The sequence below is a fragment of the Pseudoalteromonas sp. FUC4 genome (genome assembly GCF_008370255.1).
Taxonomy (GTDB): domain Bacteria; phylum Pseudomonadota; class Gammaproteobacteria; order Enterobacterales; family Alteromonadaceae; genus Pseudoalteromonas.
Map to the genome: position 1 here is coordinate 1 of NZ_SEUI01000010.1, position 22,445 is coordinate 22,445.

At 39.0% G+C, this 22,445-nt stretch carries 19 protein-coding genes; 14 read left to right on the forward strand and 5 right to left on the reverse strand.

Features of this window, described 5'->3' with window-relative positions:
- The coding region (locus tag EU510_RS19950; RefSeq protein WP_188085445.1) for a hypothetical protein at window positions 1-216 on the reverse strand (216 nt) is incomplete at its 3' end.
- A 33-nt stretch (window positions 217-249) separates the two neighbouring features.
- Between EU510_RS19950 and EU510_RS19015 the strand changes: the two genes are divergently transcribed.
- A complete protein-coding gene (locus EU510_RS19015) occupies window positions 250-516 on the forward strand; it encodes a DksA/TraR family C4-type zinc finger protein (protein WP_149594744.1) in 267 nt (88 codons plus the stop codon).
- A 279-nt stretch (window positions 517-795) separates the two neighbouring features.
- On the opposite strand, the gene gloA is transcribed toward EU510_RS19015, so the two are convergent.
- Entirely contained in the window at window positions 796-1,197 is a 402-nt protein-coding gene (gene gloA / locus EU510_RS19020; RefSeq protein WP_149594745.1) for a lactoylglutathione lyase, read from the reverse strand.
- 625 nt (window positions 1,198-1,822) lie between these two features.
- On the opposite strand from gloA, the gene EU510_RS19025 reads away from it, so the two are divergent.
- From EU510_RS19025 to EU510_RS19070, 10 genes are all read left to right on the forward strand, one after another.
- Window positions 1,823-2,701, forward strand: a complete 879-nt coding sequence (locus EU510_RS19025) for an NAD(P)-dependent oxidoreductase (RefSeq protein WP_149594746.1) — start codon at window positions 1,823-1,825, stop codon at window positions 2,699-2,701.
- Between the two features lie 147 nt (window positions 2,702-2,848).
- Window positions 2,849-5,107: a polysaccharide lyase 6 family protein gene (locus EU510_RS19030; RefSeq protein WP_149594747.1), complete on the forward strand. Its 2,259-nt coding sequence runs from the start codon at window positions 2,849-2,851 to the stop codon at window positions 5,105-5,107.
- A gap of 5 nt (window positions 5,108-5,112) precedes the next feature.
- Complete coding sequence (locus EU510_RS19035) at window positions 5,113-7,338, forward strand: heparinase II/III family protein (RefSeq protein ID WP_149594748.1); 2,226 nt, start codon at window positions 5,113-5,115, stop codon at window positions 7,336-7,338.
- Between the two features lie 5 nt (window positions 7,339-7,343).
- Entirely contained in the window at window positions 7,344-7,688 is a 345-nt protein-coding gene (locus EU510_RS19040) for a cupin domain-containing protein (protein ID WP_002962963.1), read from the forward strand.
- A gap of 2 nt (window positions 7,689-7,690) precedes the next feature.
- Window positions 7,691-8,998: an MFS transporter gene (locus tag EU510_RS19045; protein ID WP_149594749.1), complete on the forward strand. Its 1,308-nt coding sequence runs from the start codon at window positions 7,691-7,693 to the stop codon at window positions 8,996-8,998.
- Between the two features lie 74 nt (window positions 8,999-9,072).
- Window positions 9,073-10,005: a sugar kinase gene (locus EU510_RS19050; protein WP_007585330.1), complete on the forward strand. Its 933-nt coding sequence runs from the start codon at window positions 9,073-9,075 to the stop codon at window positions 10,003-10,005.
- Window positions 10,006-10,234: 229 nt separating this feature from the next.
- On the forward strand, window positions 10,235-10,852 hold the full coding sequence (eda, locus tag EU510_RS19055; protein ID WP_149594750.1) for a bifunctional 4-hydroxy-2-oxoglutarate aldolase/2-dehydro-3-deoxy-phosphogluconate aldolase: 618 nt from the start codon (window positions 10,235-10,237) through the stop codon (window positions 10,850-10,852).
- Between the two features lie 14 nt (window positions 10,853-10,866).
- A complete protein-coding gene (gene fbaA, locus EU510_RS19060; RefSeq protein WP_039489411.1) occupies window positions 10,867-11,949 on the forward strand; it encodes a class II fructose-bisphosphate aldolase in 1,083 nt (360 codons plus the stop codon).
- Window positions 11,946-12,908, forward strand: a complete 963-nt coding sequence (locus EU510_RS19065) for a class 1 fructose-bisphosphatase (RefSeq protein ID WP_149594751.1) — start codon at window positions 11,946-11,948, stop codon at window positions 12,906-12,908. The genes fbaA and EU510_RS19065 overlap by 4 nt, the downstream gene beginning before the upstream one ends.
- A gap of 441 nt (window positions 12,909-13,349) precedes the next feature.
- Window positions 13,350-16,388, forward strand: a complete 3,039-nt coding sequence (locus EU510_RS19070) for a TonB-dependent receptor (RefSeq protein WP_149594752.1) — start codon at window positions 13,350-13,352, stop codon at window positions 16,386-16,388.
- Window positions 16,389-16,461: 73 nt separating this feature from the next.
- Here the strand turns inward: EU510_RS19070 and EU510_RS19075 are convergent, their stop codons facing one another.
- Window positions 16,462-18,030 carry a LysM peptidoglycan-binding domain-containing protein gene (locus EU510_RS19075; RefSeq protein ID WP_149594753.1) on the reverse strand — a complete coding sequence of 523 codons (1,569 nt, stop codon included), beginning with the start codon at window positions 18,028-18,030 and terminating at the stop codon, window positions 16,462-16,464.
- Between the two features lie 155 nt (window positions 18,031-18,185).
- Window positions 18,186-18,959, reverse strand: a complete 774-nt coding sequence (gene gloB, locus EU510_RS19080) for a hydroxyacylglutathione hydrolase (protein ID WP_149594754.1) — start codon at window positions 18,957-18,959, stop codon at window positions 18,186-18,188.
- Window positions 18,960-19,012: 53 nt separating this feature from the next.
- On the opposite strand from gloB, the gene EU510_RS19085 reads away from it, so the two are divergent.
- Window positions 19,013-19,786, forward strand: a complete 774-nt coding sequence (locus tag EU510_RS19085; RefSeq protein ID WP_149594755.1) for a class I SAM-dependent methyltransferase — start codon at window positions 19,013-19,015, stop codon at window positions 19,784-19,786.
- Here EU510_RS19085 and rnhA read toward each other — a convergent pair.
- On the reverse strand, window positions 19,783-20,247 hold the full coding sequence (rnhA, locus tag EU510_RS19090) for a ribonuclease HI (protein WP_149594756.1): 465 nt from the start codon (window positions 20,245-20,247) through the stop codon (window positions 19,783-19,785). The two genes, EU510_RS19085 and rnhA, sit on opposite strands and share 4 nt — an antisense overlap.
- Before the next feature lie 68 nt (window positions 20,248-20,315).
- Here rnhA and dnaQ point away from each other — a divergent pair, with 68 nt between their 5' ends.
- Window positions 20,316-21,029 carry a DNA polymerase III subunit epsilon gene (dnaQ, locus tag EU510_RS19095; protein ID WP_149594757.1) on the forward strand — a complete coding sequence of 238 codons (714 nt, stop codon included), beginning with the start codon at window positions 20,316-20,318 and terminating at the stop codon, window positions 21,027-21,029.
- 9 nt (window positions 21,030-21,038) lie between these two features.
- Window positions 21,039-22,409: a TIGR03503 family protein gene (locus tag EU510_RS19100; protein ID WP_149594758.1), complete on the forward strand. Its 1,371-nt coding sequence runs from the start codon at window positions 21,039-21,041 to the stop codon at window positions 22,407-22,409.
- Window positions 22,410-22,445: the final 36 nt, after the last annotated feature.

Here is a 22,445-nt window from a genome sequence, read left to right on the forward strand (position 1 = left end):
AAAAATCCAAAAATCCAAAAATCCAAAAATCCAAAAATCCAAAAATCCAAAAATCCAAAAATCCAAAAATCCAAAAATCCAAAAATCCAAAAATCCAAAAATCCAAAAATCCAAAAATCCAAAAATCCAAAAATCCAAAAATCCAAAAATCCAAAAATCCAAAAATCCAAAAATCCAAAAATATTCAGTACTTATAAAGATTCGATTTGCTAGCATAAATTTAATCATCCAACTTTATTAGGAGGATTTATGGCAAGTGGATGGGCACGAGACGGTGCAATTCAAGATCAAATTGATGCAAGTGTTAACGACGCCGTACAGTATGCAAGAAGCAATTTAATATCTGGTGCAAGTGCTGAGTTATGTGACGAGTGCGATGAAAAAATCCCACAAGCACGAAGGCTCGCGCTACCAGGAGTTCGCTACTGTGTTGCATGCCAAGCTGCAATAGAAGGTAATGGTGCTGGCGCTAAATCGTTTAATAGGCGTGGTAGTAAAGATAGTCAGTTGCGTTAAAAAGGTGCTCAAAGCACCTTTTTATTTAATGCTAATCGGCATAACCATTTGAACAATATATAAAATTAAACCCCTCCATAGTTATACCACCAGTATAAATCTTTGATCAATTTAACGAATTAAATTGCACTATAACGTCGTTAAAAATTTTTATTTAGAACAACTAGATACAAAAATTTTTGCCTAGTCCTAGCGTAATTTTCTTAACGTTAAATAGACCCCATATAAGCAGATTGGCATTAAGCAAATTGTAATAACTTGAATTAGTTGTTAAGGAATTTAAAATTTACTCATGTCTTCTTTTTTCTGAATTAACTCAATTGCATAGCCATCAGGGTCTTTTACAAAAGCAATTTCAGTAGTACCGCCTTTTACAGGCCCTGGTTCACGGCTTACATTGCCACCGGCAGCTTTAATATCTGCACATGCTTTGTAAATATCATCAAACTCAATAGCAATATGACCATATCCATTACCTAGGTCGTAGCTATCTTCGTCCCAATTATAAGTTAGCTCCAATACTGTGTTATCTGCTTCGTCGCCATATCCAACAAAGGCAAGAGTGTATCTGTATTCACTGTTATCAGCTCTGCGTAATTCTTTCATACCTAATATTTCAGTATAAAAAGCAATTGATTTATCCAAATTGGCTACACGCAGCATAGTATGTAATAAACGCATTTTTAGTTCCTTTAGTTATTTATTCAAAGTTAAGGGTATTTTTAACTAAGCGCTATTATTGAGCGCATTTTAGGGGTTTTATATGTATTAGCCATATATGTAGGCACTACATATAAATCACAACCTTAATATGAGAGTGGGTTTAAAACAGTTTGAGTACGACCTTTATAAATTGACAATCAATGAATCATTTTATCAAATTTTGCATATTTAAATAACCAGTACTCAATTATTGGTCAACCTATTAGTATAAAAATAGTTACTGATTGTTCAACAAACGTTAACCTTTGCTTAATTGTGTCATTGCTATATAACAATTTGTTTTTGTTACCTTTTAAGTTGCTTGCTGTGTAATTTGTAAAAATATGGCATTTGCTTGGTTAACTTATTGGTTGACAAAAAAGGCGTATGGTAATACAGTTTTTACATACCAATTGGTAAGTTGCTTGGTTTGAGTGAATACAATGTATTGGTAATTAATCAGAGTTACGTTTTGCATAGGTTAATTTATAAATAACTCAAGCTTAAAGTTACTCTACAAATTGAAACAAAAGACACAGCGTATTTATAGAGTAAATTTTACTTGTTCTTATAAAAGTATGCGCCACATATTTAGGAGTTATTCATGTCAAAACCAGTCATCGGTTTCATCGGCTTAGGCTTAATGGGCGGCAACATGGCCGAAAATTTACAAAACAAAGGCTATGAGCTAATTGTTATGGACCTTAGCAAAGATGCGGTTGCAGCATGTGTTGCTAGAGGCGCAAAAACAGCAAGCACTGCAAAAGAGCTAGCTGAAGGTTCAGATATTGTTATGTTTTGTCTTACAACGTCTGCCGTTGTAGAAAAAATTGTTTACGCAGAAGACGGTATCCTAGCGGGTATTAAAGAAGGTGCAGTATTAGTTGATTTTGGTACTTCTATTCCATCATCTACGAAAAAAATTGGTGCTGATTTAGCAGCTAAAGGCGCAGGCATGATCGACGCGCCACTAGGTCGTACACCAGCACATGCTAAAGATGGTCTATTAAACATTATGGCTTCAGGCGATATTGATACATTCAATAAAGTTAAACCAGTACTGGAAGATCAAGGTGAAAACGTTTTCCATCTTGGCGAGCTAGGTGCAGGTCATACAACTAAGCTTATCAACAACTTCATGGGCATGACAACAGTATGTGCTATGTCACAAGCATTTGCAGTGGCAGAGCTTGCTGGTGTTGACCGTCAACAACTTTTCGACATTATGTCGACTGGTCCATCTAACTCACCGTTTATGCAATTTTGTAAAAACTATGCAGTTGATAATGTTAGCGACCTTGGTTTTTCGATTGCTAATGCAAACAAAGATTTAGGCTACTTCCTACAAATGGTAGAAGACCTAGGTACTGAATCAAAAATCGCTGAAGGTTCATCAGCTAACCTACAAGCAGCGTTTGACGCTGGTATGGGTCAAGGTAACGTTCCTGAAATTTTTGATTACTTCAAAAAGTTAGAAAAGTAATACTTCTCGACCTTATTGAGCGCTTTGAGCTTTAACTTAAAGCGCTTTAACACACATGACACCAATTGACTAAAGTCTTTGTGCAATGTCAGCTTTTTTTAATTCTGATGAAGCACTACTTTCAGTCACAACGAAAAAGAGTTAACTATGCGTTTGATTAATACAATAAAGCTTAGTCTAGTTCTCATCGGTTGCATATCCACACAAGTAGCGGCCAAAGATTATTTTATAGAAAGTAAACAAGCTTTTAATGATATCGCAGCTAATCTAGTTGCTGGCGACAAAGTAGTACTTAAAAATGGTACTTGGTCTGACTTCGAAATTCTACTTGAAGGCCAAGGTACAAAAAACTCTCCTATTATATTAACCGCTGAAACTAACGGAAAAGTAATTCTATCAGGTCAATCTAACCTAAGACTTGCAGGTAAATACCTTGAAGCTTCTGGTTTAGTATTTAAAGACGGCTACACACCGAGCTCAGCTGTAATAGAATTTCGTAAAAATAAAAATGAATTAGCCTACAATTCACGAGTTACTCAAACAGTAATCGATAATTACAGTAATCCAGACAAACGAGAGTCTGATTATTGGGTTGCCTTATATGGACAACATAACCGCTTTGATCATAGCCATTTAGTTGGCAAACGAAATAAAGGTGTGACAGTTGCTGTTCGTTTAAACACTAAAGCAAGCCAGGAAAACTATCATCGTATAGATAACAACTATTTTGGCTACCGTCCTACTTTTGGTTCTAACGGTGGTGAAACCCTGCGTATTGGCACCAGCCACTACTCACTAACTGATTCGCATACATTGGTTGAAAATAATTACTTTGAACGTACCAATGGTGAAGTGGAAATTGTTTCGGTTAAGTCAGGTAAAAACATCCTTCGTAATAACGTATTTTATGAAGCGCGCGGTACATTAACGCTGCGCCATGGTAACAGCAATCTGATAGAAGAAAATATTTTTATTGGTAATGGTGTTGATCACACAGGTGGTATCCGCGTTATCAATAAAGATCAAATTGTAAGAAATAACTACCTACTAGGCCTTACAGGCTATCGTTTTGGCAGTGGCTTTACTGTGATGAACGGCGTACCGAATTCATCTATTAATCGTTATCACCAAGTAGAAAATGCGACGATTGAAAACAACACATTTATAAATGTGCGTCATATTCAACTTGCTGCAGGTAGCGATGCTGAGCGTAGCGCAGCCCCAAAAAATAGCGTAATGAAAAACAACTTAATCATAAACCAAGATGGTGAACAGCCATTTACAACATTCGACGATGTAAGTGGGTTAGTATTAAGTAACAACATTGCAGATACAAAAGTGCTTTCTGAGCTAACGTACGGTGTAAAAAAAGAAAAAATCACGCTTGAAAAAGCAAGTAATGGTTTACTTTACCCAACATCTAAAAGTTTAAATGTAGGTGCAAAGCGCGATTTAAAAGTACTTAAAAAAGAAGATACCGGTGTTAGTTGGTATGCAAAAGTACCTGCTTTAGTTGATTTTGATTCTGGTAAGACGCATTCTGTTAAAGCTGATGTAAGTGCATTACTAGATGCTATTGATAATGCAGAGTCGGGCGATGTTCTAGAACTAGCGCCTGGCCAGTATGATGTGTCTAAACTAGTTAAAATTGATAAAACGTTGACAATTAAAGCAAAGCAGAACGCAAAGTCTAAACTTACTTTTCAACGCTCTACCTTGTTTGAAATACATGATGGCGGCAGCTTAAAACTAGATGGTTTATCAATTTCAGGTGAAAACGCGCCAGATGCTATAGGTAACAGCATTGTTCGTACGCAAAAATGGGGTATGGTTGATAATTACCGCTTTGTAATGACCAACTCAGAGTTAAATGCTTTAGATATTAATCATTCATTCCATTTCTTTATCACTGGTAAAGGTGCAATGGCTGACGAAATTATTGTTACAGGTAATACCTTTAATACAGTAACAGGTGACATTTTACGTCTAAATACCGAAATTGAAGACCTAGGTGTATACAACGCGGAATACGTTATTGTAAATAATAATACATTTAATGATGTAAAAGGCGGCATAGTTAAGCTTTATCGTGGTGGCACTGATGAAAGTACATTTGGTCCTCATTTTGAAATGACAAATAACACACTTAATAATGTCGGCCTTGGTAAGCGTAACAAAGAGCAAGCGAGCATTTATGTTCACGGTGTTCAGGTAACTAATATCAAAGATAATAAATTTGTTAAATCTGCTCCTATTGTTGTAGAGCACACCGTAGGCGAGCCTAAAACTGAAATCTTAGGCAATATATTTGATGCAACTAAAGCACCAAGCGTTAAAGAGTTAAGAGTTAAAGGCCCACACACTGCAGTATTAAAAAACAACAACATTTTAAATAAGGCAGGGTAAATACTATGTACTTATTAAAATGCCAAACACGTTTTAAAATAGCTGCTGTAGCTGCAATTACATTACTTACATCATTGGGTGCGCATGCAGCGCACCCAAACTTAGTGATTACTACTGATGATGTTAAGCAAATGCGCCAAGCAATTAGTAGCAACGGTAGCACAAAGTTTGCTACTGCGTTTGAATCGCTAAAAGCGCAAGTTGATGAACAAATAGCACAGCCTATCACTGTACCTGTACCAAAAGATGGCGGTGGTGGTTATACACATGAACGCCATAAGAAGAATTACCAACTTATGTACAACGCGGGCATTATTTATCAATTAAGCCAAGATGATAAATACGCAAACTATGTACGTGATATGTTGCTTGAGTATGCAAAATTATACCCAACGCTTGGTCTGCATCCAAAACGTAAAATGGACTCGCAAAATCCAGGTAAGTTTTTTTGGCAAAGCCTAAATGAAGCAATGTGGCTTGTGTACACAATACAGGCTTACGATCTAATTCATGACTCGTTAAATGCCGATAATATTAAAACAATCGAAAATGACTTACTCCGTCCTGTTTCGTTGTTCACATCAGTAGGCCAACCTTCTACATTTAATAAAGTACATAATCATGGAACATGGGCAACAGCAGGTGTTGGCATGGCAGGTTATGTATTAGGCGAACCTGAGTGGGTAGAAAAATCATTATACGATTTAGAAAAGTCGGGTAAGGGTGGCTTTATTAAACAGCTAGAGATGCTGTTTTCACCACAAGGTTACTATAACGAAGGTCCTTACTATCAACGCTTTGCACTATTACCATTTGTAACGTTTGCTAAAGCGATTGAAAACAACGAACCACAACGAAAAATATTTGAATATCGCGATGGCATATTATTAAAAGCGATTGATACAACGATTCAACTTAGCTACAACGGTTTGTTTTTTCCAATTAACGATGCAATAAAAAGTAAAGGCATCGATACCATTGAGTTAGTTAATGGTGTAACTGCAGCGTATGGATTAACTAACGACGCAGGTTATTTAGATATTGCTAAGCAACAAGACCAAATAATTCTCTCTGGTGATGGGCTAAAAGTAGCTCAAGCACTTGATAACAACATGGCAAAACCTTATTCGTTTAAATCTGTTGCCTTCGGTGATGGGAATGACGGAAAGCAAGGCGCTTTAGTTGTAATGAGAACGCAGGTAGGTGGCGATCAAGCGCTACTGTTTAAACCTGCTGCACAAGGTTTAGGCCATGGTCATTTTGATAAATTAACATGGCAGTTTTACGACCACGGAAATGAAATTGTATCTGATTATGGCGCAGCACGTTTCTTAAATGTAGAAGCTAAATACGGCGGTCGTTATTTACCTGAAAACGAAACTTACGCTAAACACACTGTTGCGCACAATACGGTAGTAGTTGACGAAACAACGCATTTTAATGCAAATGTTGAAGTGGGAAATAGTAATTACCCTACACTTAACTTTTTCGAAACAAATCAATACGGCACGGTTTCAAGCGGCGAAATAAGCACTGCTTATAAAGGCGTTGATCTTGAACGTACGCTTGCATTAATTAATTTACCAGAGCTTGAAAGCACCGTTGCACTTGATATATTTGATGTTGCTGCAAATAAAGCGCATCAGCTTGACTTGCCTTTGCATTATAAAGGTCAGCTTATCGATACCAGCTTTAAGCTAAAAGCAAATGCAACACAACTGTCTGCATTAGGCACTAAAAATGGCTACCAGCATTTATGGCTTAAAGCTCAAGCGCAACCTCAAAGTGGTTTAGCTAAAGTAACGTGGCTAAACGAAAATGGCCGTTTTTACACGCAGACGAGCTTGGTTAAAGGTGATGAGTCTTTCTTATTTACTCAAATAGGCGCAAACGACCCAGATTTTAATTTACGCAACGAAAACGGTTTTATTCGTCGTGTTGAGGGTCAAAAAAATCATAAATTTATATCAGTACTAGAGCCTCACGGTGAATACAACCCGAGTAAAGAATATACTTTAGAAGCTGTTAGTAGAGTTACAAAGCTTGAATATAGTCAGCAGGGCGATTTAACACTTGTTGAACTTGATATTAAAGGCAATTCGTATTTAGTGGCTATTAACAAAGTTGCTGAATCAGCTAAGCCTGGCAAACACACATTCAATTATCAAAATAAAGAGTTCACTTTAAATGGCCGATTGGGCGTTTATATGATGAACAATAATCAGGAGTAAACAGGATGCAAAAGCAAAGCGCAAACTTTTCATTTGGCAACGAGACCGAAATTGAAGATTTAGGAAATGGTCTAAAACGTCAAATGCTAGGTTATAACGAAGAGCTAATGGCCGTTAAAATTTGGTTTGAGAAAGGGGCTATTGGTTATAACCATGCCCACAGACATTCTCAAGTAACGTATGTTGTTGAAGGTGAGTTTCACTTTAACATTGATGGCGTAACTAAAATCTTAAAACCGGGTGATAGCTGCTTAATCCCTCCATTTGCTGATCATGGTGCTACCTGCCCAACAGGCGGAATCCTGATTGATACCTTTAGCCCAGCGCGTGAAGACTTTCTTGAGGATTAATTATGCAACTTAAAGGCTTACGTTGGTGGGTTATAGCGCTAATTGCGCTAGCGACCATTATTAACTATATAGACCGCCAAGCACTTAGTGTGCTTTGGCCGGACATTGTTGAAGATTTATTTCCTGATGAATCAGCGCTAGAACGCAAACAAATATACGCTAACATTTCAATTGTATTTGTATTTGCTTATGCATTTGGTCAGGCAATCTTTGGTAAAATATTTGACTGGGTGGGCACACGCTTTGGTTTTGTACTATCAATAGGTGTTTGGTCTATTGCGACCGTTGCGCATGCATTTGCACAAGGTGTACTTAGTCTTAGTATTTTTCGCGCAATCTTAGGTATAGCAGAAGCTGGTAACTGGCCTGGTGCAGCTAAAGGTAACGCAGAATGGTTCCCTACCAAGGAACGTGCTTTAGCACAGGGTATTTTTAACTCTGGCGCCGCAATTGGCGGCATTATTGCTATTCCTTTGATTGCTTATTTAACTATCTACTTTAGCTGGCAAATGGTGTTTGTTTTTGTTGGTGCATTAGGTTTCCTTTGGTTAGTTCCATGGTTAATTTTAGTTAAAGCACCGCCTAGCTCACATCCTTGGCTGACTGCTGAAGAACGTGAATATATCTTAACGGGTCAAAGACGTGTTGATGACAACGGTGATGTAACTGGTGAAGATGAAGAAGAATATAACCCTACAACTGCTGAGTTACTTTCTCGTAAGCAAAGCTGGGGTGTAATCATTGCCTCTGCTGCAATTGACCCTATTTGGTGGTTATTTGTTTTTTGGATTCCTATTTACTTAAATGAAGTATATGGCATGGATGTTAAGTCTATTGGTATATACGGTTGGGTACCTTATGTTGGCGCTATGTTTGGTGCTTGGTTTGGTGGCTTATTGGCTCAAAATCGACTCAAAGCAGGCTGGAATACAGACAAAACACGTAAGCTAACTATTACGCTGGGTTGTTTAATAATGCTACCTGCGTTACTTGCAATGGCAAATCCAGGTGGACCAACAACAGCAGTACTAATTATGGCTGTTATCTTATTTGGTTTTCAAACTGCAATTGGTAACGTGCAAACACTACCAAGTGATTTGTTAGGCAAAAAAGCTGTAGGTACATTATCAGGTTTTTCTGGTATGGCGGCAAAACTTGGTGCTGTAGGTCTTACATCGCTAGTACCTTTTCTTACTGCTGATGGTAACTACACACCAGCATTTGTAATTGGTGCTTCTTTAGCCATCATTGCAATGGCAGCTGTTTGGATTTTAATTCCAAAAATAGAACCTCTTAAAAAGCCTCAATAATCTAGATAATAACTGCTATGCCAGCATATTTTGTATAAGTGCATAGCAGTTAACTACATAGGGTAACTTCCAAGATGAAAAATATTTACTTTATCGGTGAATGCATGGTCGAGCTTAGAGCTATGAGCGCGGCAACACTGCACCAATCATTTGCAGGCGATGTTTATAATTCTGCAGTGTATTTAAAACGTTGCTTCCCGCAGGTTACTACTTCGGTTGTTACGGCTTTAGGTCAAGATAATTTAAGTAAAAAAATGCTAGAACGCTTTGAGAGTGAACAAATAAATACGCAACTTGTATTTGCTCACGACACCAAAGTACCTGGTATGTACTACATAGAAACTGATGAGCATGGTGAGCGTAGTTTTATTTATTGGCGCAATGATTCTGCAGCTAAAAAGGTTGTTGATTTTTTAGATGCTGATGCACTCGAGCAGCTTAGCCAAGGTGATATGTTTTTCTTTTCAGGAATTTCATTAGCAATAATTGAAGAAAGTGCACGTGAGCATTTTTGGAAAGTTGTAAAGCAGCTTAAAGATGCTGGGGTTAAAATAGTTTTTGATCCTAACTATAGAGCGCGTTTGTGGAATAGTGTAGAGGAAACTAAAGAGCAATATCATTTAGCCTTTACGCTTGCAGATATTACCCTACCTGGCGTTGAAGATTTAACAACACTTTATGACGTACATAGCGTAGAAGCGGTTGTTGAATATTTAAAGCCTTACCAAATTGAAGAAATTGTTGTTAAAAATGGCCCTGAATCGGTAGTGACAAAAGAGGGCGATACGCTTCAAAGCCACACTATAATACCGGTAACAAATGTTGTAGATACGACATCCGCAGGCGATGCTTTTAACGGTGTTTACTTAGGTGCTCGTTTATCTGATAAACCAATTTCGAGTGCTGTACAACTTGCTGCAAAAGCAGCAGGTGCTGTTATACAACAGCCAGGCGCTATTGCTCCAAAAGATATATTTCAGCTAGCAATGGTTGAAGCTGGGATCTGATACCAATTTTATTAAAAACATGATCACCTTAGCGTATTAAATAACTCACTAACTACGTTAAAAATTATTTATATAGAGCAACTATTTATCATAATTTTAGCCTTGTTATTGAGCTATTTTCTCGTCGCTATAATAGCTCATTAATTTAATGCAATTGGTATAACAAAATAATCAAACATTAAAGGCCGCCATATCTTGGCCGCATTACTTTTTATAAAGGAACAACGTTATGACTCGCTTTTCTGAACTTATGTCAGGACAAACACTGCTACCTATAATTCAAGCAGATACACCAGAGCAAGGTGTTCAAATAGCGAAAGCTATGGCCAATGCTGGCCTTACTTTAGTTGAAGTAGTGTTAAGAACAGAGGCATCATTAGAGGCATTAAAAGCTATTAAGGCACAAGTGCCAGAGCTAAAAGTCGGTGCGGGTACAGTCATAAATACTGACATTTTAGAGCAAGCACTTGAAGCGGGTTCTGATTTTATTGTAACCCCAGCGGTGTCTCCTACGTTACTTGAAGCACTTGCTAAATGTGATGTGCCGGTACTTCCTGGTGTATCAAACACCGGTGATATTTTAATGGCGCTTGAATATGGCTTTGAAGAGCAAAAATTATTCCCAGCATCGCTTGCCGGTGGCGCTCCTTTTGTATCAGCTGTGTCGTCAGTATTTAGAGATGTCAGCTTTTGCCCTACAGGCGGTGTTAGCGAAAGTAACAAAATGGACTATCTTTCTTTAAATAATGTATTCGCCGTTGGCGGTACTTGGATAGCGAAAAAAGAGTGGGTTGAACAAGAAAATTGGCAAGCAATTACCGATTCTTGTATCCAAGCTTTAAAGTAAAAAGGATCTTATAAATGAATTATTTAGCCCCAACAATACTGCCAGGCGTAATCGTTGGCGATGAAGTAAGTGCTGTATATGAACACGCGCGTACTAATCAATATGCGTTGCCAGCGGTAAATGTTGTTAGTACAACATCTATAAATGCGACGCTAGAAGCTGCTAAAAAGAAAAACTCGCCCGTTATTATTCAGCTTTCTAACGGTGGAGCGCAGTTCTTTTGTGGTAAAAGCTTATCTTTACCAGAGCAACAATCAGCGGTGCTTGGGGCGGTAAGTGCTGCAAGGTATGTACATTCGGTTGCAGCACATTATGAAGTAGCAGTGATGCTTCATACTGATCACGCAGCTAAAAAGCTACTACCTTGGATTGATGGTTTGCTTGATGAAGGTGAAAGACACTTTGAACTGACTGGTAAACCATTGTTTAGCTCACATATGATTGATCTGTCAGAAGAGCCTTTAGAAGAAAATATCGAAATTTGTGAACGTTATTTAACGCGTATGGCAAAAATAGGTATGACGCTTGAAATTGAGCTTGGCTGCACGGGCGGCGAGGAAGACGGTGTTGATAACTCACACCTAGATAGTTCTGCTTTATATACTCAACCTGAAGATGTTGCATTTGCTTACGAACGCTTAAGCCGTATTAGCCCTAATTTTATAATTGCAGCCTCTTTTGGCAATGTTCATGGTGTATATAAACCGGGTAACGTTGTTCTTACGCCAACTATTTTAAAAGATTCACAAGCTTACGTATCAGAAAAATTTAATCTACCAAGCAACTCAATTAACTTTGTGTTTCATGGTGGTAGTGGTTCTGAGTACAGTAAAATTGCAGAGTCTTTAACATATGGCGTAGTGAAGATGAATATTGATACCGATACGCAGTGGGCGTGTTGGACAGGTATTTTAGATTACTACAAAGACAAGCAAGCATATCTACAAGGGCAAATTGGTAACCCAGATGGGGATGATAAGCCAAACAAGAAATACTATGACCCTCGTGTATGGCTGCGTCATTCAGAGCAAAGTATGGTTGCAAGGTTAGAGCAGTGCTTTGACGATCTAAATTGTGTAAACAGGTATAGCGCATGAAAAGATTAAATACAGTATTGAAAGAAGACGGTGTAGATACCGATCTTATTTTACTTATTCGCACAATTTTAGCGACCAGTAAAGAAATTGCTTTTCGAGTAAGCCAAGGTGAATTAGCCGGTGTTTTAGGCTCAACATTGAATGAAAACGTTCAAGGTGAAGTTCAGAAAAAGCTAGATGTAATCGCAAACCAACTACTTAAAGACATCCTACTTGACGATAGCAGTGTACGCTCTGTTGCATCAGAGGAAGAAGATCATGCGGTAGGTGGCCACCCTGAAGGTAAGTTTATTGTTGCTTTTGACCCGCTAGATGGCTCTTCTAATATTGATGTAAATGGCCAAATAGGCACTATATTTACTATTTATTTAGCCCGTGACGATGTTGCCTTCGACAGCGACGAGCAATTTAGTCAGCCCGGTGTAAATCAAGTATGTGCAGGCTACGTGTTATACGGCCCTTCATCATTACTTGTAATGAGTACTGGCGGTCCTACGCGTTGTTATACATTAGACTCAACACATGGTGGCTATTTGCTGACAAATAAGCAGTTAAGTGTTCCAGAACAAAGTCGTGAGTTTGCCGTTAATATGGCTAACTACCGTTATTGGGACGAACCGACACAAGTGTATTTTGATAAGTTGCTTTACACCTGTGAAACCTTTGAAAAAAGCTCTATGCGCTGGAATGCTGCGATGGTAGGCGACGTTCATCGTATATTATGCCGAGGCGGGTTATTTTTGTATCCACAAGATAAACGCAGTGGTAACGATAACGGAAAAATAAGACTGCTTTATGAAGCAAACCCGTTAGCACTTTTAGTTGAAAACGCGGGTGGTAAAGCAACCTCTAGAGGAACGCGAATTTTAGATATTGCGCCAACTAGCTTGCACCAGCGTGTGCCTGTTGCTTTGGGCTCAAATGAGCCCGTAGAGTTTTATAATAACGCTATTTTATAAAGCATCACTTAGTATATAAATAAAGTAGGGGCAAGATAATAACCCCTACTTTTTAACAATTTATCTAACGCATTCCTAATATCCACTTCCCTTACTCAATAGGTATCAGAATCTAATTTCTTAAATACCTATTAAGTAACAGCATTAATTAATCCTTCAAACTTGGGTGTTATTAGCTCCGAGTACCTAGTTTTATTTGATTGAATTTTACTAATCATTCCTTGTTCTTAATTATTCGTATTCTTCGCTTTAAACCTATCTGACATTGCGGTAATGGCAATAAGTGGCAATTGGTATACTTATTGGTAATATTTAAATCTAAAATTGGTTGATCATCGTGCTTCGTTTAAGTATATTAATGTTAAAGGTTACATAAAATATACATCAACATAACAAGCTAACACACTAAAATCACACAACAACAACCAGCGGAGAATTCAAATGTCGTTGAAGTCACGAGATAACAATAATTCTACAACAGGGCAGTTTGCAATGCGCCCAGTTGCAAAATGGGTAAGAACAGCGGTCATCGCAGGTATGGCAAGTTCTTGCGTATTTACAGCAAGCGCAAAGGAAGATCAGGGAAAAGCGACAGAAGTTGAAGAAGACGTTGAAATAATTAGTGTTACAGGTACGCGTAGAACGATACAAGATCAAATAGCGATCAAGCGCGAGTCAACAACCGTTGTTGATGGCTTATCATCAGAAGACATTGGTGATTTACCAGCACTTTCTATCGGTGAAGCACTTGAATCAATTACAGGTGCTGCATCTCACCGTGAAAACGGTGGTGCTACAGAAATCACTATCCGTGGTCTTGGTCCATTTTTAAGTGCAACACACATTAATGGTCGTGAAGCGACTAATGGTAGTGGTGACCGCTCAGTTAACTTTTCGCAGTTTCCGTCTGAACTTGTAAAAAAAGTAGCAATTTATAAAACGCAAGATGCGTCAATGATTGAAGGCGGTGTTGCAGGTGTTATTGCACTTGAAACTATAACTCCACTTGATTTTGGCAAGCAACGTGTATCAGCTGAAGTTAAACTAAATTACAACCCAGATGAAGGTAATGTAGATAACTCACTTCAAAGTGACGCGGGTTACCGTGGCACGTTTAGTTATGTTGACCAGTTTGAATTTGATAATGGCCAAGCCATTGGTGTGTCTTTTGGTGTACAGCGCCAAGATATTAGTCAACCAGAAGCTGAATACAGAAGCTCTAGCCCATCAGGCTCTTCATTATGGGCGTGTATAAACGATCCAAATAATACCAATGAAGGTTTTTATCGTAGTAAAGCAGGCGACTGTGAAGATCAAGTAAGTGGCGAAAAATTAAAAAACCAAGGCTACCAAACCAAAATTGATCCTGAAACGGGTAAAGCCGAAAGTGATGGTACTCCGTATGCTTGGACTGGCAGTAGCCGTAGTTACCGCCAAAACGAAACATCAGATGAGCGTGATGCAATGTTTTTTGCACTGCAGTACCAGCCGTCAGCTGATTGGGATGTTAACTTTGATGCACAAATATCAGATAGAACACAAAAAGAAGCACGCCACGATTTAATCTTTTTACAAAAACGAGCAACACCTGGTGTAACCGGTCCAACACTTGTAACTAACGATGTAGGCGGTATTTTACATTGGGAAGGTGAAGAGCGCATTGAATCAGCGGGTGAGCAATTTTCTCGTGAAGAAAACTACCAAGGTTATGGCATAAATATAGAACATACAGTTACAGATAGATTAACTGTTGATTTAGATTTAGCGTACTCAAAAACAGAACGCGAAGAACTTCAAATATCTAACCGTGGTAGAACCTCAAGCCAAACTTTCTTTTCTTGGGATATGGGCGATGAAATCCCTCATTTCACATTAACAGACTTTGACGTAACAGATATTTCAAACTTTACAGATAGCCTAAGAACACGACTTGATCGTGAAAATGTTCGTGAAAACGAAGTTATTTCAGCGCGACTAGATTTTGACTATGCGCTAGATGGCAATGTTTTTACCAGTGTTCAAGGTGGTATAAGAACATCTGAAATGACCTTCCTACAGTATGGTGGTGGCCAAGGTAACGGTTCAAGAAATGAATTTACACTAGACTCTGGTACTGAAGCGCTTGACGTATTACAAGGTTGTCAAATCGATTTCCCTGAATCAGGCTTTTTATCGAGTGTATCTGATGGCGATATCGTAACAAATGTTGATAGCGATGGTAACGTTGTAGCTAGCGGTACAGGTTCATCATGGGCTACATACGACAACGTATGTTTCTCAAAAGCTGTAGCTGGTTCTAACGTTGATGGTGTGTTTGCTTACCCAGAAGTTGAATATGAAAATACGGGTACAATTGATGTAACAGAAAAAACAACATCAGTGTACTTAATGGCGAATTACGATACTGAAATGTTTGGCAAATTCATTCGCGGTAACTTTGGTCTTCGTATTGTAGACACAGAAGTAACTTCGATTGGTTTTAGAAATAGCTTTGACGTAGTAACAAGCGACACAGGTGTACTTTCTCTGCGTGAGTCTGATAACGGTTCACTGGATAAAATAAAAAGCGGTGGTGACTACACTAAGTATTTACCAAGTTTTAATCTAGTTATTGATTACAGCGAAGATATTTTATTCCGTGCAGGTATATACCGTGGTATGTCGCGTGCAGATCCATCTGATTTAGGATACAGCCGTACGTTCGAAGAAGATAAAGATGGTACAGCAACTTCAATCAGCGATTTATTAGTCGGTGTAAACGGTTCTGGTAACCCAGACACTCAACCGCTTATGTCGTGGAACTATGATGCTGCGTTTGAATGGTACCCTAACGAAGATTCAATCTTAGCGTTAAGCTTATACTACAAACAGTTCAACGGCGGCTTTCAACAGCAAACAGTAATTGAAGATTTTACTGTTGGTGGTGAAACAGTTTCGTTACCAATTACTAACTCTGTTACGTCAGACGATGACAGTGAAATATTAGGTCTTGAAGCTTCATTTTCTTATCGCTGGGATAACGGCATCGGTATGAAGTTTGGTTACAACTATGCAGACACTGATTTTGAGTTCCAAGATAGCTTATACGGCGATACGTTTGTTACTGATGTAGATGGTAATACTACACAATTAACTGACGGTATTGTTGAATCGGCTTCAGTACCTGGTTTCTCAAAGCATGTATTTAGCAGCCAGCTGTACTACCAAATTGGTGGATTTGATACTGCCGTTATTTACAAATATCGTAGTGAGTATTTCCAACCATATACTACAAATGGTACTCGACTTCGTTATGTTGATGGCGTAGGCGTATGGGAAATGCGTGCATCATACAAAATCGATGAGCACTTCAGAGTTAAAGCAGAAGCAATTAACTTGTTCAGCGCACCTAAATCACAAGATTTCTTTGTTGAAGGTAACCTTGGTGAGGTGAATGACTACGGCCCACGCTTATTCTTAGGTTTAAGCTACAAGCTGTGACTGTTGTTTTAGCTTAATACCCACTAAAAAGGAGCGCATGCGCTCCTTTTTACTTTTAATATAGTTTTATAAATTAACTACTTCTGACATCTACTTTAAGTTTTAGCTTTTGGCCAGGTTGTAAGTATTTTTGACCAGCTAAGTTATTCCACTTAATAATTTCGTTAACGCTTAGGTTAAACTTAGACGCAATACGTGCAAGTGAGTCACCACGGCGTACTTTGTATGTAATGGTACGGTTGGTACTTGCCGTTGCTTGTGGTTTATTAGCTGACTTATACACAGTAAGTTTTTGATTTAGGCGCAGTACAGAGTTTTTCTTTAGCTTATTCCATTTAGCCAACTCATCCATAGTTACGTCATATTCGCGGCTAATGTCCCATAAAGTGTCGCCACTTTTAACTGTGTGCGAAAGCTTTGTGCGTGTTGCTTTATTAGCAGCTAAACGCATCTGCTTTGGTAAATGTTCGCTATTTATAGCGCCATCAGTAAGCGGGACTAGTAACTCTTGGCCTACTTTAATCGTATTTGATTTGAGTTTATTAAGCGATCGGATTGCGCTTGAGCTTGTTGTAAACTTTTTGGCAATTACTGATAAGCTGTCGCCTCGAGCCACAATATAACGTTGCCAGCGTAATCTGTTTTTAACATCAGTGTTTGCTAGTTTTTGGCTAAATTGCTCTGCTTTATCTACTGGCAGTAATAAAGAATGCGGGCCATTAGGATCAGTTGCCCAGCGATTAAAACCGGGGTTTAATCTGTATAGCTCAGTAAGCGTCATATCGGCCATATCAGCAGCAAGTGCTAAATCTATTTGCGAGCCAACATCAACCACTTCAACCACTTGTGCATTAATTACTGGTTGCCATGTAACGTTAAAATCATCTGAGCGTTTTAATAAGTCGGCAAGTGCTAATAACTTTGGTACGTAGGCTGTTGTTTCGCTTGGTAAATCAAGAGACCAAAAATCGGTAGGTAAATGCTTTTTACGATTCTTTTTAATAGCGCGCATCAAGCGCCCTTCACCCGAGTTGTAAGCAGCAATCGCATTTAGCCAATCACCTTCAAGTGTTTTATGTAAATACGATAAGTAGTCAAGTGCTGCGCGAGTCGACTGCACTATGTCGCGACGACCGTCGTACCACCAGTTTTGTTTTAAATCGAATCGCTCACCGGTTGCAGGCATAAACTGCCAAATGCCCGATGCACTGCGATTAGAATAACCAAATGGGTCAAATGCGCTTTCTACAATAGGCAGTAGTGCAATTTCGATTGGCATTTCGCGCTTTTCTACTTCTTCAACTATAAAGTGTAAGTAAGGTTCTGCACGTTTAGAAATACGATCTAAATAGGCTTGGTGGCGAGCGTAATAATTACGCTCAGTAACAACAGGGCGGTTTTGCGGTATTTCGATAGAAAGTTGGTAGCGAATTCGCTCCCATACATCATCAAACACGGGAGCTTCTTGCTCATCAGGGTCAACTTGCTGATATTGTGCGTTTACCATCAATGCATTGTTAATGTCGTTAGGACTTGCGCCTTCGAGTTGTTGGTCTGCTTGAGAGTCTGAGTCTAAAGTTGTCACAGTTTGACAACCACTTAGCGCTAACGCCAAGGCTACTAATAGGGGAGATTTATTCATAAATACCAATACATCGGGTAAAAAACTCGGCGAATACTACCTGTTATGAGTTAACATTGCCACTTAATGACTTTTTAAAACGCAGAAATAGAATCATCACTATATGTTAAGTTAATGATTCTAATAAAATAAATATTAAAGTATTAGTTTGTGCATTAAAAATTGTCTTTGAACTGTCTCAGACTCGCAAAGTTTCCCCAAGGTTCATTGTTTTTTGTAACCGAGATAAATTTCTCCGGTACTAACTCTGTAATGGTTGGCAAATCGCTACGCATAAATGGATTTATTTTTAGCTCTTGTCCAATAGAAGTAGGTAATGAGATTTGATTATTACTGCGTAATTCATCTACTTTTTTACTGTACGCGAGTAACTCAGGGTTACGTGGTTCAACTGCTTTGGCAAAGGCAAGATTAGCTTGTGTGTATTCGTGCGTGCAATATACAACACAGCTTGTAGGCAGCTCTCTTAGTTTATTAAAAGATTTCCACATTTGCTCCGGCGTGCCTTCAAATAAGCGCCCACATCCACCGCTAAACAATGTATCGCCTGTAAAAGCAAGTTCATCATTTGTATAACAAATATGATCAAGCGTGTGCCCAGGAGTTGCTAAAATAGTAAAGTTAACATTAAGTACGTTAATGCTCTGGCCATCAGTAAGTGAATGAGTGATACCTTTAAATGGGCTATTAGCAGGACCATAAACCGATATATTTGGATAGGCGTCAACTAATTCAGCTACGCCATCGGTATGATCGTAGTGATGATGCGTAATTAAAATACCACCAAGCGTTAGTTTGTGCTCAGCTAAATGCGCTAATACGTTCTGTGCTTGGCCAGGATCGACTACCCATGCTTGGGTACTGTTATCGGTAGTTAAACACCAAATGTAATTATCAGAAAAGGCTTTAATTGCTTTGACTTGCACCATGGTAAATTGCTCTATAAAGTGACACTTATCGCATAGTATAACGAGCTCAAAAAATGAAACCAGCCCTTAGTTTTCAAGAAGGACCCAAACCACTGTCGTGGCAGCAGTTTCCTCATGGGGATTATTTGCGCACAGACATCGAACGAAAGATGGAGCAATGGCTGCCGCGTATGTTTGGCTATCATATGCTTAAGTTGGGTAATTTAAGTGGCGAATTAAACACAAGTATAAGTACGATTAAACACCAAGTGTGTGTTGCTGAGCCTGGGCCTTACACTGGGGTCGTCGCTGACATAGATGAATTGCCATTTTACGAGCACAGTATTGATGCTTGTATACTAAGCCACTGCTTAGAGTATCATTCAGACCCACATCACATTTTACGAGAAGCACATCGCACGCTTATTCCGGGCGGTTATATACTAGTGACCGGTTTTAATCCATTTAGTTTGTGCGGATTTGCACAAATGTTGCCTTTTAGCGGTCAAAAATTACCATGGACTGGGCGCTTTTTTACCCCTGCGAGGGTTAAAGATTGGCTAAATTTATTAGGTTTTGAAATTGTAAGTGACGAACGTTTTATTTATTCATCACTGGCAAGAGGTAACAGGTTATCAAGATTTGAGTTTTGGCGGACTTTTGCAAAACAGTATTTAAAACCGATGGGTAGTGTGTATATGCTGGTGGCGAGAAAACGAGTAGCCCCGCTTACACCTATCAAACCTAAATGGCATGCAAGGCCGCAGTTTGCGCCAGTAAAAGGGGCAGGGCTTAGGCAAACCTCAAAGCAGCACTTTAAGCGCTGCGATGAAAAAAATAACAATTAAGGCTGATAGCCTACATCTTCTAGTAAATCTTTGCTGCCAGCGGCATCGCGCGCTAAATCGTCAACTATTTCGTTGTATTTATTGCCGCTATGCCCTTTAACCCATTTCCAAGTTACATTGTGCTCGTTACAGGCTTTATCTAAGCGTTTCCATAAATCGACGTTTTTAACCGGCTTTTTAGCTGATGTTAACCAACCACGTTTTTTCCAGTTAGTGATCCACGATTCAATGCCTTGCTTAACATATTGGCTATCGGTTGTTAGGTTTACTTCGCATTCTCGAGTGAGTGATTCTAGGGCTACAATAGCCGCGAGCATTTCCATTCGGTTATTAGTTGTGAGTTTATAACCTTGGCTCATTTCTTTTTCGTGACCGTTATAAATCATAAAAATACCATAACCGCCGGGGCCTGGATTGCCTAAACATGAGCCATCGGTGTAAATCTCTACGGTTTTTTGCACTGTTTTACCTTGTTCTTATGTACAATAAAGTGATTATAGAAAGATACCAGAATCAGGCTAAATTCGATATGGCACGTAGACAAATAGTTTTAGATACAGAAACCACCGGCATCGACCCTAAACAAGGGCACCGTATTATAGAAATTGGGTGTGTGGAGTTAGTAAATCGCCGTTTAACAGGCAATAACTTTCACGTTTATATAAACCCACAACGCCCAAGCGAAGAAGAAGCAATCGACGTTCACGGTATCACTAATGAATTTTTACGTGATAAACCGTTGTTTCATCAAATTGCCCAAGAGTTTTTCGACTATATTGAAGGGGCAGAGTTAGTTATTCATAACGCGCCGTTCGATATTGGCCACATGGATAACGAATTTGCGCTGCTTAATCAGGGTTTCCCTAAAACAGATACTTTTTGTCAAGTTCTCGACACGCTTAAAATGGCGCGTGACTTGCATCCAGGTCAAAAGAACAACCTTGATGCTTTATGTCGTCGTTATGATGTAGATAACGGTAAACGAACGCTTCACGGCGCGCTACTGGATTCTGAGATTTTAGCCGATGTTTACCTTGCCATGACGGGCGGTCAAACAAAGCTAAACTTGAATCAAAACAAAGATGAGGGCAGCGAGCAACAGAAGGGCGGTATAAAGCGTTTAAATAGTGATAGAGCCCCATTAGTTGTTCTGCGAGCAAGCGACGCTGAGCAAAGCGCACACGAAGCACGATTGGATCTTGTAAATAAAGAAGGCGGCCAATGTATATGGCGCGCTGAATAAGGCGATTTAATGAAAACGATGTATTTTGTGACAGCGTTATGTGCCGCTAGTTTATTTACTGGCAATGCGTATGGCGTAAAACAAGTAGAAGTGCTCAAGCGCGATGGGCATCAAAATGAGATCCCTTTACTTGATAATCGTTTTCGCATAGATAGCAAAATAGATGAAATAACACTGCTGTTTTTTAGAAAATCAGGTGCACCTGCTGTTATTTTAGTGCGGCCCGATGGCAGTAAGTACTTTGCTACTGACTCAGTTAAAAACCCTAACTTAGATTGGTTTGACGAACTCAGCTACGATTTAGTTACCATAAAAAAACCTATGGCAGGTCCTTGGCAAGTAATAGGCAGCATTTTGCCCGATAGCAGAATAGTTGTATTAGGCGAAATATCTCTTGAGGCAGAGCCTCTTCCTTCAATGCTGTTTAGGGGGGAGACAATAAAAATCACCGGGAAAATACTAAACGACGGTGAGCCAATTAACACAAACCTATTTAGAGATGTTGTTAGCCTTAATGTTGACTTTGTAAGTACCAACAATGAAAACTTTGCTAACTTTGGCGCAGGCATTCAAGAAGTAGCGGAATTTAAAGACGATGGACGAGGATTTGATGAGCGCCCTAAAGATGGTGTGTTTACCGGCGAGTTTACTTTAGATTTTCCCGCGGGTGAATGGACACCAGAGCTTTACGTGGCAACACCTCTGCTGCAGCGTCGCATTGTGCAAAATACAATAGAAGTGCACGAGCCGCCTTTTGTAACCGAAGTCGCGTTAGCAGAGCAAGACACAGACGAGCATCTGTTAACTATAAATATAGACCCAAGTATTGTTAAGCCAGAAACAGTCATCATCCAGGGAAAAATCTACTATCCCAATAACGAAGAGCAAATGTTTACCATAGATGCTGCTGCTAAAGACTCACGTCAGCTTAGTGTTAAAAATTATGATTGGGGTAGATATAGTGTTGAACTGTCTGTTTTTGGTACTAATATTAATGGTCGTGAATTTATGGCAACGCTGCCAACGTACAAATTTGAGGTAGAGCGACCTATAGAAGCGGTGCCCGAAATTGATCCTGCAACGATTATTACCCCAGATAAAATGATTGAGAGTGAGCCTGTTGAAGAAAAAATGGCCATATCGACAATTATTAGTTTAATTGTAGGCTGCAATACGCTCATTTTATTACTCGGTTGGTTGTTAATTCGTATATTTGTTCAGAAAAAACCGATTAAATTTAAAGTGAAGCTGCCTTTTTTAAAGAAAAAGAAAACAAGTGAAGGTGAGGTTGCCGACACTGAAAAAAATCAAGTCGGTAAAAATGGCTCAAAAAATGACAGATCAGGTGAAATTTTAAACCTTTCAATGACAGATGACTAAAAAACCTATAAAAAAACAAAAAAGCCCTTGACGAAA

What these genes read in the sequence shown, in the direction of transcription:
- EU510_RS19030 (WP_149594747.1), top strand. Translation starts at nt 2,849, where the DNA reads ATGCGTTTGATTAATACAATAAAGCTTAGTCTAGTTCTCATCGGTTGC.
- EU510_RS19035 (WP_149594748.1), top strand. Translation starts at nt 5,113, where the DNA reads ATGTACTTATTAAAATGCCAAACACGTTTTAAAATAGCTGCTGTAGCT.
- EU510_RS19050 (WP_007585330.1), top strand. Translation starts at nt 9,073, where the DNA reads ATGAAAAATATTTACTTTATCGGTGAATGCATGGTCGAGCTTAGAGCT.
- EU510_RS19015 (WP_149594744.1), top strand. Translation starts at nt 250, where the DNA reads ATGGCAAGTGGATGGGCACGAGACGGTGCAATTCAAGATCAAATTGAT.
- EU510_RS19075 (WP_149594753.1), bottom strand. Translation starts at nt 18,030, where the DNA reads ATGAATAAATCTCCCCTATTAGTAGCCTTGGCGTTAGCGCTAAGTGGT.
- eda (WP_149594750.1), top strand. Translation starts at nt 10,235, where the DNA reads ATGACTCGCTTTTCTGAACTTATGTCAGGACAAACACTGCTACCTATA.
- EU510_RS19100 (WP_149594758.1), top strand. Translation starts at nt 21,039, where the DNA reads ATGAAAACGATGTATTTTGTGACAGCGTTATGTGCCGCTAGTTTATTT.
- EU510_RS19045 (WP_149594749.1), top strand. Translation starts at nt 7,691, where the DNA reads ATGCAACTTAAAGGCTTACGTTGGTGGGTTATAGCGCTAATTGCGCTA.
- fbaA (WP_039489411.1), top strand. Translation starts at nt 10,867, where the DNA reads ATGAATTATTTAGCCCCAACAATACTGCCAGGCGTAATCGTTGGCGAT.
- gloA (WP_149594745.1), bottom strand. Translation starts at nt 1,197, where the DNA reads ATGCGTTTATTACATACTATGCTGCGTGTAGCCAATTTGGATAAATCA.
- EU510_RS19065 (WP_149594751.1), top strand. Translation starts at nt 11,946, where the DNA reads ATGAAAAGATTAAATACAGTATTGAAAGAAGACGGTGTAGATACCGAT.
- gloB (WP_149594754.1), bottom strand. Translation starts at nt 18,959, where the DNA reads ATGGTGCAAGTCAAAGCAATTAAAGCCTTTTCTGATAATTACATTTGG.
- EU510_RS19085 (WP_149594755.1), top strand. Translation starts at nt 19,013, where the DNA reads ATGAAACCAGCCCTTAGTTTTCAAGAAGGACCCAAACCACTGTCGTGG.
- EU510_RS19040 (WP_002962963.1), top strand. Translation starts at nt 7,344, where the DNA reads ATGCAAAAGCAAAGCGCAAACTTTTCATTTGGCAACGAGACCGAAATT.
- dnaQ (WP_149594757.1), top strand. Translation starts at nt 20,316, where the DNA reads ATGGCACGTAGACAAATAGTTTTAGATACAGAAACCACCGGCATCGAC.
- EU510_RS19025 (WP_149594746.1), top strand. Translation starts at nt 1,823, where the DNA reads ATGTCAAAACCAGTCATCGGTTTCATCGGCTTAGGCTTAATGGGCGGC.
- EU510_RS19070 (WP_149594752.1), top strand. Translation starts at nt 13,350, where the DNA reads ATGTCGTTGAAGTCACGAGATAACAATAATTCTACAACAGGGCAGTTT.